Origin of the sequence: Actinomyces johnsonii (assembly GCF_006546835.1) — a bacterium.
Taxonomy (GTDB): Bacteria; Actinomycetota; Actinomycetes; order Actinomycetales; family Actinomycetaceae; genus Actinomyces; species Actinomyces johnsonii.
Genome location: NZ_VICB01000019.1, coordinates 146,053 through 163,936 on the forward strand (window position 1 = coordinate 146,053; position 17,884 = coordinate 163,936).

The window sequence follows — 17,884 nt, forward strand, 5'->3', positions numbered from 1 at the left end:
TCATTCCGGTGCCGTACGGGTCCGATTGTGCCCCCACCTGCGGGTTGTCTGCGACCAAAGGCCCGGTCTCAGTGTGTCTTGTGATGTGGGACCGGGCACATGCGGGGTCTCGCGGCGGGGCCACGGGCGGGCGCTATCCGGCTCGAGCGCTCGGCTCCCGGCCGGGTGCGGAGGGGACTGCGGTCCGCCCTGTGTCGGGGTCGATGCTCACCGAGATGTCGCCCAGGGCCCGCCCGTAGGTGCCAGGCGCGCCTTGGGAGAGCCAGACCGTGTAGGTGGACGACGGATCGCCTGGCTCGGGGAGGAACAGGGCGATCGGTTCGCCCCCGTGCGCCTCCTGCGCTGCGGCAACGGCGCGGCGCGGACCGATATCCCGGTCCTGTCCGGTCCCTGACCGCCCGGGCAGGGCCTCGGGCGCCGTGACGGAGGTGGGGGGAGTCTGCCGGATGGGGTGAAGACCAAAGGCGCTGGCGTAGTACCCCCACAGGAACAACAGGGGCAGCATGACCAGCCCGGCGGCCTTGAACAGGTCGGTGTTCCTCGACAGGCGCCTGCTGCGCCAACTGGGGGACAGGGCGGTGCGCCGGTAGCGTTGCAACGGCCACCACACCCTGAGACCACTGACGGTGAGGACCAGCAGGATCACGCTCGAGGCGGCGACGACGAGGCCGCCGACGCTCAGGCCCCTGTGCGCTCCCCACCAGCGGGTGTGAGGGATCTCCCGGGACATCCAGCGGACGTGACCGGGTCCCTGACAGGACAGGAGACAGCGGTGCAGGTTGTCCAGGGCGGCGAGCCACGATCGGGGACCGGCCACCTGGGCGATCTCCTCTCCGGAGGAAGGGTCGACCGTGTAAGCGGTCTGCTTGGTCTTGACCTCGATCACGTCGTCGATCCGGGACGCGGAGACAACGGACTCTCCGGGGTGGTCGATCTCGATCGTTTCGATGGCCTGGGGCAGCGAGACCCGATCAGGAACGGGAGCGCGGGAATGGGCGGCCGGTTTCAATGAACGCATGACCTCGCCCTGGTAGGGCGAGACGGCGCCACTGAGCGTCATGGCCAGCAGGATCAGGCCTGCCGCCGCCGACAACCATCGGCGGGCGAGAGCCATCGCCCGGGAGACTCGGGAGGGTTGGGAGGGGAGGGAATCGGTCGTGGGCTGCATGACGGAGTTACATGATTAGAACCCGGCGGGAGCCAGCAGGGCGGCAAGGGTGCACAGGCAGGTGAGAACTGCGATAAAGGCATAGGCGCGGCGTCCCCGATCGCGCCGCATCCACAGTGAGCGGGCGCCGCTGACGCAGACCGCGGCCCCCGCGACCTGGATGACCGTGGCCGCGCCGACGGTCAAAGGCCCGACGGCACCGATGGCGGGGGCCAGGGCGTGGACGATGACGTACCGCAGGCCCGAGGCCCACAGTCCCAGCATGACGGCGTGGACGTCGCCACTGACCAGGAGGGAGGCATCGGGGGCGACCTCAGAAGAATCGGAAGCGTCGGCGGGCGCGTCGTCGAGGCCGTCGCCGGCATCTCCGCCCGGCGAGGCATCAACATAATCAATACCGGCCATACTCTTCATATTGATGAATACGGTAACGTTCAGGATAAAACGCGTCAATGCTCCGGTGCGAGGCGAAGATGTGATGTCAGGCGGGCTGTCTTGAAGGAAATACTTGTTGATGGGCCCCCATCCCGAGCGCCGGAGAAATAGGGTCCCCTGATGGTGCGCTCCTGATGGCTACCGCAGCAGGGGGAGTGCGGAGACGATGGTCAGTGCGATGATGATCGGCTCGAAGACTCGCTGATCCATGCGTTCGGCAAGCCTGCGGCCGGCCAGCGCCGAGGCGATGACGGCCGGAGCGGCGATCCCGGTCAGGGACAGTGTCGTGGCGTTGACCAGGCCGGCCGAGACGGAGAAGGGCAGCTTGACCAGGTTGACCAGGAAGAAGAACCAGGCGGTCGTCCCCAGGAAGGCCTTGACCGGGTAGCGGCAGGCCAGGAAGTACATGGAGGTCACCGGGCCGCCGGCATTAGCGACCATCGTGGTGAAACCGGCCAGACTGCCGTAGACCAAGCGGGCGGCCCGGCCGCCGGTCGCGGGGGCTGCGGATGCTTCGAGCGCTTCGGGCGCCCCACTCGCCCCAGATGCCGGAGGCGCCATGGGCGGGACCGGGGACCGGGTGGGGACTCTGCTCCTGCCGGCGGCGCGACGCTGGAGGAGGGTAATGGCTACCAGGAGCAGCAGCACGATGCCGATGAGGCGCCGGGTGGAGCTGTCGGAAGCCAGGTGCAGGAACAGGGCACCGGCGCCGACTCCCGCCAGGACCGCCGGAACGAGTCGGCGCAACATGCGGAAGTCGGCGTCTCGGCGGTAACTCCATACGGCCAGCAGGTCGCCGGTCATGAGCATGAGCAGGATGGCACCGGTGGACTCCTTGGCGGGCAGTACCGCGGTGCACAGGGCGACGGCGATCGTGGCCGCCCCGGGCAGGGCGGTCTTGGCGATGCCGCACAGCGCCGCCACGACCATGAGGAGGATCCAGGAGGTTGCGGTCAAAGTGGGGGGCACGGGGCTGCCTCTCGGCGGTGAGAAGGACGGGAAAGGAGAGGGGGCGGACTTTGTCCGGACTTTTGTCCAGCCTAGCGGATGAATGTCGACGGCGAGGACCGATTGGTCGGGGTCCTCGCCGTCGATGTGGTCGGGGTCGCGGTTTCCGGAGTCCGCTCAGAGTCTGGTGGCGGCCTCCAGGAGGTTGCGTGCGGAGATCTGGAGCCCCTCGACGTTGCCGTACTCGGCGTCTTCGTGCTCGATGTTGACGTTCATCTCCGGGTCGACCTCGGTGATGGCGGTCAGGAATTCGGCCCAGTAGTCGGTGTCGTGGCCCAGCCCGAAGGCGACGAATCGCCAGGCCGGGTCCTGGGGCCAGGAGTTGCACCAGTAGCCGTAGGCCACCGGGACCTTGCCCTCGGCCTCGGCGGGCACGTGGCCGAAGTCGGTGTCCAGGACCCCGCGGTAGGCGGCGCCGGGGAAGATCCTGGTGTCCTTGGCGTGGACGTGACCCACGAGGCGGCCCAGGCGCCTGGTGGCGGCGATCGGGTCCATCTGCTGCCAGAACAGGTGGGAGGGGTCCATGTTGACCTTGATGTTGGTCGCCCCGGTCTCCTCGACGAGCCGTTCGAAGGAGGGGACGTTGAAGACCAGGTTTCGCGGGTGCAGCTCCAGGCAGACCTGGACGTCGTTGTCGCGGGCCAGGGCGTCGATCTCCTTGAAGAAGGGGACGACGACGCTCCACTGGTAGTCCAGGATCTCCATGTCGATCCCGTTCCACGGGTTGACGACCCAGGTGGGGTACTTCGCGCTCGGGTCGGTGCCCGGGGTACCGGACATGGTGACGATCTCCTTAACCCCGAGCAGGCCCGCCAGGCGGATGGCCGCTCGGATGTCCTCGGCGTGCTTGAGGCCCTCGTTGGGCAGCGGCGAGGTGGGGTTGCCCGAGGTGTTGAGGCCCGAGAGCGTCATTCCCTTGTCCTGGAAGAGGCCCAGGTACTCGTCGCGGGCGGTGGGTGAGGCCAGGAGGGCGTCGACGGGGCAGTGCGGGGAGGGGATGAATCCTCCGACGTTGACCTCCGCTCCGGTCAGGCCAGCGTCCTTGAGGACGTCGAGGGCCTCGGGCAGGGAGCGGTCCTGGAGGCAGGCGGTGTAGGCGCCGTAGGTCAATGGCATGAGAGGTCTCCTTGTGCGTCTTTGCGTTGTTGCTTGTCTGAACGTGTCGGCCCAATGGGCCGACTGGCGATGAATGGGCCTTACAGGCTCGCGAGCTCGGGCAGGTCCGCGACGTCGACGGCGGCGCCCCCGGTGGCGGCCGAACGGGCCACGGCGTCGGCTAGGAGCATCTCGCGGTAGCCGTCGGCGAAGCTGGCGCAGGGCGGCAGTGCCCCTTGCTCGGGAGTGATACCGGCGATCTGCTGGAGGAAGGCGTGGGCCTGGTAGGTGAACTGCTCGATCTGGGTCAGGCCGACCCCGCCGAAGGCCATGGAGGAGCCCCGCGCGAAGTAGGGGAAGTCGGGACCCACCAGGACCCGGCGGGCGCCTCCCAACCCGGCGGGGGAGTTGACGTCGTCGATCTTGATCTCGCCGCAGCGGGCCAGGTCCCAGGAGGCGCGGCCCTTGGTACCCAGTACGTCGACCATGAGGGAATTGGGCAGTCCCCAGGCCACGCGCGAGCAGGAGAAGGTGCCCACGGCGCCGCTGGCGAAGTGTGCGGTGAAGGTGGCGACGTCGTCGTTCTCCACCGGCTCATAGGTGACATTGGCGGAGTCGCCGGTGTCGAGGGCGGTGCCGCGGGTGACGTGGCCGGTGGCCACGGGGCGCTCCTTGATGGAGGTCATCATGGCGGCGCCCGAAACCGAGACGATGGGGCCGCAGATGACCTCGGCGGTATCGATGAGGTGGCTGCCGACGTCGCCCAGGGCCCCCGAGCCCATGGGGCCCTTGTAGCGCCAGGCCATGGGGGTGGCCGGGTCCACGCCGTAGTCGCACCAGTAGCGGCCGTCGAAGTGGTTGATCTCGCCCAGGTGGCCCTCGGCGACGAGCTTGGCGAGCTCGGCCACGGCGGCGTTGCGGCGGTAGGTGAAGCCCACGCCGGTGACGACGCCGGCCTCCTTCTCGACCTGCGCCATGGCGCGGGCGCTCTCAAGCGTGTCCGCCAGGGGCTTCTCGCACAGGACGTGTTTGCCGGCCTTGATGAGGGTCTCGGCGATCTCGCGGTGCAGGGCGTTACCCACCACGATGGAGACGATGTCGATGTCCGGATCCTCAGCCACTGCCCGCCAGTCGTCCACGGCGCGCTCGTAGCCGTAGCGCTGGGCGGCGTCCTCGGCGAAGGGGAGGTAGGCATCGGCGATGGTGTGCAGACGGACTTGCGGCAGGCCCAGATCGAAGACGGTGCCGACCTGGCGCCAGGCGTTGGCGTGAGTGGTGCCGGCCATTCCAGCACCGATGACGGCGACTGACAGGGGAGTGGTGTTCATGGTTGCCTCTGGTGTCCTCATCGATGAGCGGGTAACTGATTGAAGTCCTGTGCTGACATGAATTCACGCGCGTGAACTCATGACCTCAGTCTGTGATTCCGGCGGTGGTGATGTCAACCGGTGAGGAGAACTTCATCCTGACAAAGGAGGTCGTTCCGAGGGACTGGCGAAGAGACTGGGACCGTGGTCCCCGGCCGGGAAGATGGCGCAAGGTGCCGTTGCTGTCCGAGGGTGGTCGGTGCGTGAGCCGGCTCGGTGCCGGACGTATCGCTCGTCAGCGTCCCAGGGAGGAGGCTCGGGTGACGAGCTGTGGCTTCAGGACCACACTGCGGGCCTGGGGTCCGGCGAGCGCCCCGGCCTGTAGTCCGTCGTCGGGCGCCAGCCCTGCGCGTCGGCACACCAGGTCCACGGCCTGCTCGCCCAGGAGATCCTCGGGCTGGTCGATGCTGGTCAGTGAGAACTCCTTGCGCAGGGCCAGGTAGGTGTTGTCGTAGGAGACCAGGGCGACGTCGCCCCCGGGCTTGCGGCGGCGCTCTCGCAGGACGGGCACGGCGTCGATGGCCAGGACGTCGTTGTGAATGACCAGGCCCAGCGGCTCGGAGTGGTCCTGCAGGGCCGCGCGGGTGGCGGGGCCCGCGTCCTCGCCGCAGCTGCGCACCTCGAAGTCCAGTCCGGTTGCCTGAGCGGCTTGAGCCAAAGAGCGTTCTCTGTCCTGGCGGGAAGCAGCGTCGGTCATTCGCGGGCCGATATAGCAGATCGTGCGCATGCTTAAGGCCGCCAGATGGTCGACGACGAGCCGGGCGGCGGCCTCCTCATCGACCCGCACGGAGTCGACCCGCCCACCGGGACTGCACCGCCCGATGACGCAGGTCGGCACCTCCTCGCCGATGGCGAGCAGGTCCTCGCCGGGCAGCCAGGGTGAGACGAAGATGATGCCAGCGACCCGCACCCCCAGCAGGCTCTCGACGGCCTGGTGCAGGACTTCGGGCTGATCGGAGCCGACCGTGACGAACAGGGTGAGGCCGCGCTGGGCGGCCGCCCGTCCCAGGCAGGCCGCGATCTGCTCGAAGAAGGCGTTGCGCAGGTTGGGCAGCACCAGACCGATGATGGTCGAGCGCTTGCGGGCCAGCGAGGAGGCTGAGACGTTGACCCGGTAACCGAGAGAGGCGGCCACTTCCTCGATGCGCTCGCGGGTGCTGGCGGCGACCTTGGGTGAGCCGCTCAGGGCCAGTGAGACCAGGCTGCGCGAGACCCCGGCGACGCGAGCGACGTCGCTCTGGGTGGCGGCATGAGCCTTGGTCACCGTCTCTCCTGGTCCTCTCGCGACGGGGTGCCGTCTTTAGGGGTGCGATCGCACTGCCCGGTTGCCAAGAAGGCTACAGGCAGACAAGGGGACTGTGGCAGTAGTGGATCGACATGCTCGGGTGTCGGCGGGGAGCACAACGACGCTCCCGACCGGTGGTGGTCGGGAGCGTCGAAGTGAGGCGTCAGCCGGTGGGGTCCGCCCGGAGGGGGAGTCCGTGCGAGCCCCGCGACGCCTCAGGCTTTGAAGAGCGTGCCCTCGAGGTAGGCGCGCGCCTTGCGGGCGTACTCCAGGGGGTTGGCGATGGCCGGGTCCTGCTCGGCCTCCACCAGGATCCAGTTGCGGTAGCCGTGGTCCACCAGGAACTTGTAAGGCACGGTGAAGTCGATCGTGCCGTCGCCGGGAACGGTGAACATGCCGGCCAGGAAGGAGTCGAGGAAGGAGCGCTCGGCGGCCTTGGACTCCGCCATCTTCTCGGGGCGCACGTCCTTGAAGTGGACGTGCTTGACGCGGTCGATGGTGGCCTCCAGCAGGCCCATGACGTCGCCGTCGCCCACGTAGGCGTGGCCGGTGTCGAACAGGAGGGAGACCTTGGCCGGGTCGGTCAGCTCCATGAGGCGGATGGTCTCCTCCTTGGTCTGGATGACCGTGCCCAGGTGGTGGTGGTAGACGAGCTCGAGGTCGTGGGCGTGGGCGACGTCTCCCAGGCGGTCCAGGCCCTCGGCCAGGACCGGCCACTGCTCCTCGGTGAGCACCGGCTTGTTGGTGAAGATGCAGACGTCGCGGATGCCCTGGACCGAGCCGGTCTGCTCGGAGACGACGACGCGGGTGGCGCCCAGGTACTCCAGGTAGGCGCAGGTGGCCTCGAACTCGGGGATGACGGCCTCGACGCCGTCGCGCAGGATGAAGGAGGAGAACCACTGGGCGACGATCTTGATGCCGCGGGCCTCGGCGGCAGCCTTGACCTCCTCCTTGGGTGGGAAGAAACCGGCGCACTCGGTGCCGGCGAAGCCGGTGTCGGCCAGGTCGAGGAGCATGTCCTCCAGGGTGTTGAAGGCGCCGACCTCGGGGATGTCGTCATTGCGCCAGGTGATGGGGTGCATGCCCCAGGAGATGCCGTGGGGGTCGGAGATTGCGGTTGCGGGGTCGAGTGAGAAGGACATCGTTGCTCCGTGTCTGGTTGGGGGTCTAGCTGGTGTGGTGGTCTGTGGGTGAATGGTGAGCCATGAGCCGGTGGCTGGTACGCCGTCGGCCTGTGGCCGCGGTCGGGTGCTCCCGGGAGGCGGGTGCCGGCGTCGGTGCCGGGCGATGGGCCCGTGCAACGAACCTAGCAACAGGACTTTGTCCTGACAAGCCTCAAAGTTGCCTCCCGGGAGCGCGTGCCGCTGGGACGGGGTCAGGAGTAGAGCTTCTCCATCTCGACCTCGATCTCCTCCAGGGACTTGTCCTTGGTCTCCGGCATGATCTTGAACAGGATGACGGCCACGACCAGGTTGAGCACACCGTAGATGGTGTAGGTGACGCCGCCGCCCAGGGTCTCCATCATGGGCGGGAAGGTCCAGGTGATGATGGCGTTGGCGGTCCACATGCAGAAGATCGCCGTGCCGTTCATGATGCCGCGGACGTTGGCCGGGAAGATCTCACCCATCATCGTCCACACGATCGTGCCGTTGGAGGACTGCACGATGAGCATGAAGACGGACATGAGCCCCAGGATGAGATAGGCGGCCCAAGCGGGCGGGGTGGTGTGGCTGGCCATGTGAGGGGCGATGAAGAACTGGAAGGTCGCGGCGATACCCAGCAGGGTGACGCCCACGCCGATGACGTCGCCGATGAGCACCTGGCGACGGCGGAACTTCAGGATGAGCCAGATGCCGATGGCCGAGCCGATGACCGACATGACGCCGTTGGCCACCTGGGCGGTGATGGACGCGGAGGTGGACATGCCGGCGTACTCCAGCACCTTGGGGGCGTAGTACATGACGGTGTTGACGCCGGTGGTCTGGTTGACCACGGCCAGGAAGATGCCGACCAGGAGCAGCTTGCGCAGCCAGGGTGTGGCCATGACATGGCTGAAGCCCTTGCGCTGGGACTCCTCCTGCTTCTCGTGCTGACGAGCCTCGACCATCTCCATGATCTCGTCCTCGATGGAGCCGTCCTTCTCCGGGACGCGCACGCGCTTGAGGGAGCCGATGGCGTCGTAGAGGCGCTCCTTGGCCAGGTACCAGCGCGAGGACTCGGGCATGAGTCGGATCCCGATCCACAGGGCCACGGCCGGGATGGAGCACAGGACCAGCATGTAGCGCCAGGCCTCGCCGTTACCGGCGCTGATGCTGAGCTGGTCGAGGAAGGCGTGGTACTCGGCCCCGCTCATTGAACCGCCCTTGGAGGCCTGGAGCTTGGTGATCTCATCGAAGACGTAGGTGCCTGGGGAGAAGTGCCCGCTGGGGTCGTTGGCGATGGTGATCTTCGGGCCGCCCTGGAGGGAGTTGATGATGGCGTTCATCGAGAAGGCGAGCAGCTGACCGGTGACGATCATGAGCTGGTCGATGGCCACGATGGAGCCGCGAATGCGTTTGGGCGCCGTCTCCGCCAGGTAGACGGGGACCGTTGCGGAGGCGGCGCCGACGGCGAAGCCTAGGATGACGCGGAAGGGGTACATGACCCACACGTTGGGGGCGATGGTGGTTCCGATCGCGCCGATGAAGAACAGGGCGGCCAGGACCGTGATGTTGTGCCGCCGGCCCCAGCGGTCCGACATGAGCCCGCCCAGCAGCGCGCCCAGCGCGGCGCCGACCAGCAGGGTGCCGCCGATGGCGCCTTCCTCAAAGGAGGTCAGCTGAAGGCCCTTGGCGTCGAAGGGCATGTACATGTACGGCAGGGCGCCGGAGATGACGCCGGTGTCGTAGCCGAAGAGCAGTGAGCCGAGTGTGGCCACGGCGGCGATGGCGACGACGCCGCGGTGCTTGCCCGATGGCGGGGTGTCGGCCACCGCCTTGCTGAGCTCTTCTCTGGTGAGTCCGCGCAGGGACGTCGTGACTCCCTGTGACATAGGGGGTCTCCTCTCAGCCCTGCGGCGACAGTGCCGCAGGGGGTTGTAGTGATAGGTAGTGATGGTGGGAAAGATGGGGTGAGCCGGCTTGGCTCGGAGCACTCGGCGCGTCTCAGGCGTCGAAGGTGGTCCGGCCCTCGACGCGGGGCACCTTGTGCCACTGGCCGTCGGCGGCCGAGGCGACGACAGCCTCGTCGACCTCTGCGGCGCACCAGGCGTCGGCGGCCGAGGGGGCGACCTGCTTGCCGGTGATGATCGACTCGATGAACTGAGCGGCCTCGATGGCCTTCATGTCGTCGAAGCCCATGGAGGTGCCGATGGCTGGTTGGAAGCGCTGCCACTGGCCCCACTGGGGGCCGGCCATGGCGCGGGTGTAGCCGTGGGAGGCGCCGCCGTCGAGCACGGGGCAGATCTCCAGCTCGTTGAGGCGCTCGAAGTTCCAGCGGGCCGAGCCCTTCGTGCCGTAGACCTCGACGACGTACTCGGCGCGCGGGCCCACGCTGACGCGGGAGGACTCCATGGTGCCGACGGTGCCGTTCTCGAAGCGCACCAGCATGGAGACGTAGTCTTCGTTCTCCACCGGGCCCACTTCATCGCCGATCTCGAAGCCGGAGTGGCCGATGCCCATCTTGGTGGGAATGGGGCGCTCGGTGATGAAGGTGTCGGTGACCGCGGTGACCGAGGCGATACGCCCCACGATGTACTGGGCCAGATCCGCGCCGTGGCTCATGAGATCGGGCACGACGCCGGCCCCGGCCTTCTCCTTTGAGGCCCGCCAGGTCAGGGGGCCCAGGGGGGAGGAATTGTAGTCAGCGATGAACCACACGCGAACGTTGGTGATGCGGCCGAGCTCGCCGCCGCGCACCAGGGAGCGCAGGTACTCGATCGCCGGGGTGTGGCGGTAGTTGAAGCCGACGGCGGTGACGAGGTCCGCCTTCTCGGCGGCCTGGGCGATCTCGCGGGACTGTGCGGCACTGACCCCCATGGGCTTTTCGATCCAGAAGGGCTTGCCGGCCTTGACGGCCGCAAGGGCCATCTCATGGTGGAGGAAGTTGGGGGCGCAGATGGAGACGGCCTCCACCTCGGGGTCGGCCAGCAGATCGTGGTAGTCGGCGTAGGCGCGCTCGAAGCCCAGATTGTCCACCGCCTCCTGACGCACCTGGTCCACCGGATCGGCGGCCGCAACCAGACGCGGGACCACGCCCAGCTCGGGGAAGCGCTCGGCGATGGCGCGGTAGCTGCGGGCATGGAGCCGCCCCATCCATCCCAGGGAGATGACTCCGAGGCTCAATATTCTCTTGTCGGTCATAACGTTCCTTTCCGACAACACTGTCGGCTGCTGCGTGTGTGGAAGTACGTCCGGAAGACCCGGGAAGCACCCGTCGTTAATGACGTCACAGGAACATATCAGAGTGACTTTGTCCTGACAAGATGAAAGTTGGATGAAAGTTCATCCAATGTGACCCGGGATGTTGGTCGGACCTGCCCGAGTGGCCTTCATCCGCCTGCCGGTGCAGGGTGCGCGCTGCTCGACCGTATTGCGGGTGCGGTCCGGGCGGGCTGATTGCGGGCCTACGAGTGGCCATCTACCTGCTGAAACGGCGTCGTCGGATAGGATGGGGCGAACGGTGCCCGAGGTCGGGTGCCGGGTCTCGCGCAACATGCGGGATCGGTAGGCACAACGGTGTGGGAAGGGAGGCATTTGCGGTGAAGGAACTTCGAGGGCGCGGTGGCAGGGTCACGATCAGGACCGTGGCCGAGCACGCCGGCCGTTCCATCTCCACCGTCTCGGCGGCACTCAACGGCTCCGACGGCGTCGCCGAGAAGACCCGCGAGGAGATCCTGCGCATCGCCGCCGAGCTCGGTTACCAGGCGGACCCGCGCGCCCAGTTCCTGCGCCGTAGCCACACCGGGCTCATCGGGGCCAGTTTCGCCATCGGGCAGGCCTATCAGGGACTCGTTGTGGACGGGCTCTACCAGGCGGCCTCCAACCTGGGGCACGGTCTGGTCCTGGCTACCTCCACCCCGCACCGGGACGTGGCCGATGGACTGCGCGCCCTGCTGCTGGAGCGCTGCGAGGGGCTCGCCCTCGTCGACCCCGATATCCCGGTGGATGCCCTGGCCCGCATCGTGGGTCGTACTCCGGCGGTCGTCATCGGTACCACCACCGAGTTGAGTGACGTCGACGAGATCCACTCCCGCGACGACGTCGGCATCCAGCTGCTCGTCGATCATCTCGCAGGTACCGGGCGGCGTCGTATCACCCATGTGGACGGTGGGGAAGAGACCTCGGCGAAGCGACGGGTCGAGCGCTTCGGCCAGGCCATGGAGCAGCGCGGACTGGGGGGCACCATCCGGGTGGTGCCCGGGGGAGGCGATGAGAACAGTGGTGCCAGAGCGGTCCACCACCTCATCGAGTCCGGTGAGCTGCCCGAGGCCTTGCTGTGCTTCAACGACCATTGCGCCGTCGGGGCTCTCATGGAATTGCGCCGTCAAGGCGTACGCGTCCCGCAGGACGTGGCTGTCACCGGCTATGACGGCATCCCGGTGACAGCGGCTACGGCCTTCTCTTTGACCACAGTGCGTCAGAATGCCGGTCTCATCGCCGAGGTGGCGGTGCGGGCGCTGCTGACCCGCATGCACCCGGATCAGGATGGCCGGATCCCCGCGGAGGTGGCCTGCGAGGACCGGCGCCTGGGCGGCCGCCTCTATCGGGTGGTGCCCGACCTGGTCGTCCGGGACACGACGGCCCGCGCCGCGTGAACCGTGGGAGTCGAAGTGTGAGCGCCGGAGCAAGCCGCGTACCGCTGGCCGCATCTGAGGCCGCAGGTCGGAGCGTGAGTGGCGTACGGTGATGCCAACCATCATGCCAATACCGTGGGGCGCAGGCCCCCGCACACTGGGACAGGAACCATGATCAACGGAGAACTCATCGACCTGGTTGCCGGCGACTACGAGGCGCGCATCGCCTCATCGGGCGCCATGCTCGTTCATCTGCGACGGCAGGGACGCGACCTCATCATGCCCTTCGACGCTGAGGCCACGTTGCCCGCCGGCTGGCAGGGCAAGACCCTGCTGCCGTGGGCCAATCGCATCGCCGGGGCCCGCTACGACTACGGCGGAACCGAGTTCCTCGTGGCCTGCAACGAGCCTGCCAGCGGCTCTGCCCTCCACGGCCTGGCCGGTTGGATGGACTGGCAGGTCGTCGACGACGATCCCTCCGGGCCTGATGACGGCGCGCCCCGCAGCCGGGTGGTTCTTGAGCTGAGCCTGCTCGCCTCCTACGGCTACCCGTGGAGCCTGGAGGCCAGCGCTCGCTTCCAGCTCGATGGCGAGCGGGGCCTGAGCGTCACGGTGACGGCCACCAACGTCGGTGCGGCGCGTCCGGCCCCTCCGGTCCCCGGCGCCCCGGAGGCCGACGGCGACCTCGCCCCCGCCCCCTACGGCGTCTCCTGCCACCCCTATCTGACTCGCTCGGTGCCCCTGGATGACTGCGTCCTGACCATTCCGGCGGCCGAGGTCCTCGATGTCGACGAGCGCATGGCGCCTACCCGGCGGCGCAGCGTGGAGGGCACCGACTGGGACTGGCGCCAGGGCCGGCTCGTCGGCGCCACCCAGACGGACAACGCCTACACCGCCCTGCCCGAGGGTACCTGGCAGGTGAGCCTGCGCGGCGGGCAGGGAAACCGTGCCGTCGTCATGAGCTCGGACGCCCCCTGGGTGCAGGCCTACACCGCTGACGAGCTTTCCCGGCCCGGCGTGGCCATCGAGCCCATGACCTGCCCGCCCAACGCCTTCAACAGCGGGGAGGGCCTCGTCGCCCTGGCGGTGGGGCAGTCCCACTCCTTCACCTATCGACTGCACGAGGAGGATTGAGCGGGCAACGGGCTGCCGGGCCCGGCTACATTGGGAATGCACGGTGGGCGTCGTCGAGATGGATCGCTCGACGACGCCCACCGGCGTCTACAGGCGCGCGCTTCGCCCGAGTGTCAGTTCAGGCGCACGGGCTGGCCGGAGTGAGCAGACTCCGTGGCGGCCTCGGCCAGGCGCAGGGCGGCGATGGCGTCGCCGATGCCGGTGGGAGGCGTGGTGCCGGCCTCGACGGCCTCGATGAAGGCGCTCAGCTCGATGCGGTAGGCGTCGGCGTAGCGCTCTAGGAAGAAGTCGAGGTAGGGCTCCTGGGCGTCGGTGACCTCGCCGTTGGACAGGCGCACTGTGGTGGCGCGAATGTTCTCGGCGAACAGGGCGCCCTCGCGCCCGGAGGCCTCCAGGCGCTGGTCGTAGCCAGAGGAGCAGTGGCGGTTGTTGATGATGGTGGCCACGGCGCCCGAGGCGGCCTTGAGGGTGACGACGGCGGCGTCGAAGTCGCCGGTGTCCTTCAGTGCCGGGTCGAGGTTCTGGCCGGCGGCGTAGACCTCCTCGATCTCGCCCAGGAAGAAGCGGGCGGTGTCGAAGTCGTGGATGGTCATGTCGCGGAAGATGCCGCCGGAGACCTTGATGTACTCCGCTGGCGGGGCGGCCGGGTCGCGGCTGATGATGGTCAGCTGCTCGATGTCGCCGATCTTGCCGGCCTCGACCGCGGCGCGGGCGGCGGCGAAGCTGGGGTCGAAGCGGCGGTTGAAGCCGAACATGACGGGCACCTCGACGGCGTCGAGCTCGGCCTGGGCGGCCTCGACGTCCTTCATGTCCAGGGCGATCGGCTTCTCGCACAGCACCGCCTTGCCCGCCTTGGCGGCGGCCAGCAGGTGGGGGATGTGCAGCGGTGTGGGTGAGCCGACGATGACGGCGTCGATCTCGGGGTCGGCGAAGACCTCCTCGGCGTCCTTGCAGGACCGAGCCCCGTAGTCGGCGGCGAGCTTCTCGGCGGCGTCCCCGAAGGGGTCGCAGACCAGCGCGAGACGGGCCTGGGGGTGGGCGGCGATGGTCTTGGCGTGGACGTGGCCGATGCGGCCGGCGCCGATGACGGCGATGGAGAGCATCCTTGCTCCTTCTGCGTGTGAGTGCGTGTCTGGGTTGGTGTCTGAACTGCGGTCAGTGGCGGGATGGGCGGGTCGACGACGCGCGGAACGTGTCTGAGCGCGCCGCGGCCCGCTCCGGTGCGGCGGATGTCGCCGGTGGCCGCCCGGGTTCCCACCGGGACCCGGGTCGGCCGGATCGGGTCCGATCAGGGCTGGGGCATGATGACGTCGCGCACCAGGGCGTCCAGGTCGGCGTCGGCCTGGAGGAATCCGCGCAGGGTGCGGCGAGTGGCGCCGAAGGAGTCGAACTCCTCGGGGGTCATGCCATCGGGCTCGTAGGCGCGCACGAACTCGGGAATCGACAGGAGCGTCTCCATGATCTCGGGAGCCACGGGCTCGTCGATGCGCTCGACGACCTTGTAACCGGAGTCGTTGATGAGCTTCTGCCAGGCGAAGGGCGGGGAGACGACCAGATCGCCGCCGACCAGCTCGGACCACTGCAGCACGTTGCGGAAGGCGGCCGACAGCACGCGGGCGCGCAGGCCGCGGGCCTGGAACTCCTGGTAGGCGCGCTTGAGGGCGGCCACGCCGCCCCACTCCAGGTGGCCGGGGTCGAGGAAGAGCTTGTCCCGCTTGGCCACGATCTTGAGCCAGTCGTCCAGGCGACCGCCCATGAGGGTGACGACCGGGCCCATGGTGGAGACGTCCTTGCCCTCGGCCTCGCGGCGCTTGAGACCGCGCTCGATGGCCTCACCGGTGGCCACGGCCTGGGGCACCGAGAAGGAGACCGTCACGTTGACGGACACGCCGCGGTAGGTGGCGTCCTCGATGGCCTTGACGCCCACGGAGGTGGCGGGAATCTTGACGATGATGTTCTTGGCGAGGTTCGAGAACTCCTCGGCCTGGTCGGCCAGGGCCTTGGCGCTGCGGGCCAGGCGCGGGTCGGTCTGCATGGACAGACGGCCGTTGCGCCCCTTGTGCTCTTCGAAGACGGGCTCGAGCAGCTTGGCCGCCTCGATGCTCATCTCGCGCACGACCTGCCAGCCGATCTCGGACTCGGTGGCCTCGGGCATCTCCTCGGCGAGCTCGGCGATGCGGGGGAGCCACACGTCCTTGCGCTGGTTGATGCAGGTGTAGGCGATGGTGGGGTTGCAGGTGGCGCCCACGCCGCCGAAGGAGATGGACTGGCGCAGCTCGTCGGGGTCGGCCGAGTCGTTCCACAGTGCGGTGGGCGTGTTGCGGGCGGCGTCGAGAAGGGGGCCGGGGGTGTATTCGATACTCATCTGTTCTGTGCTCTCTTTCGGGTTCATCCGCGCAGGCGTCCTTGCAGCCGCGGTCCGGTAGCCCTATTGAAGTGTGCTCAGCGCCATCTGTCAACAAATTGTCAGGACAAAGTTTCCTGAGAATGGCGACGGCGCCTGCGCCGGCGTGAGAGCTAGCTCGAAAACAGGGACGTCTCGAAGGTGTAGCGCGAGGCGCGGTAGATGTGCTGTCCGTACTCGATGACGCGACCCGACTGGTCGTAGGTGATACGGGTGGCGGTCAGTAGAGCGGTACGGCGGCGTTCGTGGAGCAGTTCGGCCTCGCGGGTGGTGGCGTTGCGGGCCCCGATGGTCTGCTTGGCGGTGGTGGGGACGATGTCCTTGGCGCGCAGAAGGTCGTAGAGGCCGCCGGCCTCCAGCTCTTCGAGGGTGGGGGCGACGGCTGCCGGCATGAGGTTGGACAGGACGGCGATCGGCTCGCCGTCGGCGCAGCGGATGCGGGTGCAGGACACGACGGCGGTGCCCTCCTCGACCTCGAGGTGCTCGGCGTCATCGGCATCGGCTTCGTGTTCGGTGTAGTCCAGCACGTTAGTGGAGGTCTCGTGGCCGGCTGCGGACAGATCCGCCAGCAGACTGGTCAGCTGCATCGGCCGGTGGACGTGCATGGGGGAGACGATCGTGCCCACGCCCCGACGGCGCTTGACCAGGCCGCGGTCCACCAGGTGCTGGAGGGCCTGGCGCGCCGTGGGACGGGAGACCTCTAGGCGCTTGGCCATCGACAGCTCGTCCTCGAGTCGGGCGCCGGCCGGCAGTGTGCCGTCGAGGATGAGGGAGGCCAAAGGCTCGGAAATTTGCGTGTGCAGCGGCGTCTTGGAGCCGCGGTCGATTGTGATGTTGAGGGCGAAAGGGGATGCTGAGTCGGACATGAGATAAGCCTGTGCGTCAGACGTGATAATGACTTGAGCATACGGACGGCGCGCGCCGATGTCACGCACCGTCGCCATCACGGCCATGACGACGGCGGCTGTGGTCTCCGTCGCCGCGCCTGCCGGTGCGGGCCTCGTGCTGTCTGTGGAGTCCGGTTGGCCTCAGAGTCGTCTGACGTCAAATGTTCTGACAAATGCTTGACCTGGAGCCTGACTGTGAGGCAGGCTTCGCAGTGACGCCCGGCGCAGACCCCATCCCTGGAGGCCTGCGGGCCCCAAGGATGTGGAGACGCGATCACCGTGACGACAGCAACGACTGCAACCAGCGAGACGACCGAGGCGGCTACGCCCGGCAGAAGGTCCGACAACCACAAGCCGCTTGACGTCCTGACTATCGGACGTTGCGGCATCGACATCTACCCCCTCCAGGTCGGCGTCGGGCTGGAGGACGTGGAGAGCTTCGGCAAGTTCCTGGGCGGTAGCCCCACCAACGTGGCCGTCGCCGCCGCCCGCTACGGGCACGGCTCCGCCGTGCTCACCGGAGTGGGCAACGACCCCTTCGGGCGCTTCGTGCGCACCGAGATGCGCCGCCTGGGGGTCGACGACCGTCATGTCGTCACCAAGGCCGCCTACAACACCCCGGTCACCTTCTGTGAGATCTTCCCGCCGGACAACTTCCCCCTCTACTTCTACCGCGAGCCCTCGGCCCCCGACCTGGAGCTGACCTGGGAGGACCTGCCACTGGACGCCATTCGCGATGCCTCCATCTTCTGGATCTCGGCGACCGGGCTGAGCAAGGAGCCCTCGCGCTCGTCCCACCACGCGGCCCTGGGCGCCCGCGACCGGCGGCGCTTCACCATCGCCGACCTCGACTACCGCCCCATGTTCTGGAAGGACAAGGAGACGGCTCACCGCGAGGTCTCCAAGATTCTGCCCAAGATCACCGTCGCCATCGGTAACCGCGAGGAGTGCGAAGTCGCTGTCGGCGAGCGCGACCCCGAGCGCGCCGCCGACGCCCTCCTGGATGCCGGTGTCGAGCTGGCCATCGTCAAGCAGGGCCTTGAGGGGACGCTGGCCAAGACCCGCACCGAGCGGGTGGAGATGCCCGTGACCTCGGTGACCACGAAGAACGGCCTGGGTGCTGGTGACGCCTTCGGTGGGGCTATCTGTCACGGTCTGCTGTCGGGGTGGTCCCTGGAGAAGACCATCTTCGCCGCCTCCACAGCCGGAGCCATCGTCTCCTCCCGCCTGGAGTGCTCCACCGCCATGCCCACCGAGTCCGAGCTGCTCGAGCTCATGCGCGCCCGCCGCGACGAGGTCGCCCCGGGCCTGACGGACCTGTGAGGAGA

15 protein-coding genes are annotated in these 17,884 nt (G+C 68.1%); 3 read left to right on the forward strand and 12 right to left on the reverse strand.

The window, feature by feature from the left end:
- Positions 1-133: 133 nt before the first annotated feature.
- From FK256_RS11465 to FK256_RS11505, 9 genes are all read right to left on the reverse strand, one after another.
- On the reverse strand, positions 134-1,168 hold the full coding sequence (locus FK256_RS11465; protein ID WP_141424831.1) for a PepSY-associated TM helix domain-containing protein: 1,035 nt from the start codon (positions 1,166-1,168) through the stop codon (positions 134-136).
- Positions 1,169-1,183: 15 nt separating this feature from the next.
- A complete protein-coding gene (locus FK256_RS11470) occupies positions 1,184-1,582 on the reverse strand; it encodes a hypothetical protein (RefSeq protein WP_141424832.1) in 399 nt (132 codons plus the stop codon).
- Positions 1,583-1,741: 159 nt separating this feature from the next.
- Positions 1,742-2,572 (reverse strand): sulfite exporter TauE/SafE family protein, encoded by an 831-nt coding sequence (locus FK256_RS11475; protein ID WP_141424833.1) that lies wholly within the window; start codon positions 2,570-2,572, stop codon positions 1,742-1,744.
- Between the two features lie 156 nt (positions 2,573-2,728).
- The gene (locus tag FK256_RS11480; RefSeq protein ID WP_021609984.1) at positions 2,729-3,727 is read right to left on the reverse strand and encodes a sugar phosphate isomerase/epimerase family protein; all 999 of its coding nucleotides are present in this window, start codon (positions 3,725-3,727) and stop codon (positions 2,729-2,731) included.
- Positions 3,728-3,807: 80 nt separating this feature from the next.
- Positions 3,808-5,034 (reverse strand): Gfo/Idh/MocA family protein, encoded by a 1,227-nt coding sequence (locus FK256_RS11485; protein ID WP_141424834.1) that lies wholly within the window; start codon positions 5,032-5,034, stop codon positions 3,808-3,810.
- Positions 5,035-5,308: 274 nt separating this feature from the next.
- Complete coding sequence (locus FK256_RS11490) at positions 5,309-6,337, reverse strand: LacI family DNA-binding transcriptional regulator (protein ID WP_141424835.1); 1,029 nt, start codon at positions 6,335-6,337, stop codon at positions 5,309-5,311.
- Positions 6,338-6,573: 236 nt separating this feature from the next.
- Positions 6,574-7,500 carry a myo-inosose-2 dehydratase gene (gene iolE / locus FK256_RS11495; protein WP_141424836.1) on the reverse strand — a complete coding sequence of 309 codons (927 nt, stop codon included), beginning with the start codon at positions 7,498-7,500 and terminating at the stop codon, positions 6,574-6,576.
- Positions 7,501-7,733: 233 nt separating this feature from the next.
- On the reverse strand, positions 7,734-9,389 hold the full coding sequence (locus tag FK256_RS11500) for an MFS transporter (RefSeq protein ID WP_141424837.1): 1,656 nt from the start codon (positions 9,387-9,389) through the stop codon (positions 7,734-7,736).
- Positions 9,390-9,501: 112 nt separating this feature from the next.
- Positions 9,502-10,698, reverse strand: coding sequence for a Gfo/Idh/MocA family protein (locus FK256_RS11505; protein ID WP_141424838.1), 1,197 nt, complete (start codon positions 10,696-10,698; stop codon positions 9,502-9,504).
- A gap of 398 nt (positions 10,699-11,096) precedes the next feature.
- On the opposite strand from FK256_RS11505, the gene FK256_RS11510 reads away from it, so the two are divergent.
- Positions 11,097-12,152 carry a LacI family DNA-binding transcriptional regulator gene (locus FK256_RS11510; RefSeq protein WP_141424839.1) on the forward strand — a complete coding sequence of 352 codons (1,056 nt, stop codon included), beginning with the start codon at positions 11,097-11,099 and terminating at the stop codon, positions 12,150-12,152.
- A 150-nt stretch (positions 12,153-12,302) separates the two neighbouring features.
- Positions 12,303-13,265, forward strand: a complete 963-nt coding sequence (locus FK256_RS11515) for an aldose 1-epimerase family protein (RefSeq protein ID WP_141424840.1) — start codon at positions 12,303-12,305, stop codon at positions 13,263-13,265.
- Between the two features lie 113 nt (positions 13,266-13,378).
- Here FK256_RS11515 and iolG read toward each other — a convergent pair whose 3' ends face one another.
- The 3 genes from iolG to FK256_RS11530 form a co-directional block, all read right to left on the reverse strand.
- A complete protein-coding gene (iolG, locus tag FK256_RS11520) occupies positions 13,379-14,368 on the reverse strand; it encodes an inositol 2-dehydrogenase (RefSeq protein ID WP_141424841.1) in 990 nt (329 codons plus the stop codon).
- A gap of 185 nt (positions 14,369-14,553) precedes the next feature.
- Complete coding sequence (locus tag FK256_RS11525; protein WP_039893406.1) at positions 14,554-15,630, reverse strand: transaldolase family protein; 1,077 nt, start codon at positions 15,628-15,630, stop codon at positions 14,554-14,556.
- Positions 15,631-15,782: 152 nt separating this feature from the next.
- On the reverse strand, positions 15,783-16,535 hold the full coding sequence (locus FK256_RS11530) for a GntR family transcriptional regulator (protein ID WP_076137264.1): 753 nt from the start codon (positions 16,533-16,535) through the stop codon (positions 15,783-15,785).
- Between the two features lie 300 nt (positions 16,536-16,835).
- On the opposite strand from FK256_RS11530, the gene iolC reads away from it, so the two are divergent.
- Positions 16,836-17,879 carry a 5-dehydro-2-deoxygluconokinase gene (gene iolC / locus FK256_RS11535; protein ID WP_141424842.1) on the forward strand — a complete coding sequence of 348 codons (1,044 nt, stop codon included), beginning with the start codon at positions 16,836-16,838 and terminating at the stop codon, positions 17,877-17,879.
- The last annotated feature ends 5 nt before the right edge of the window (positions 17,880-17,884 follow it).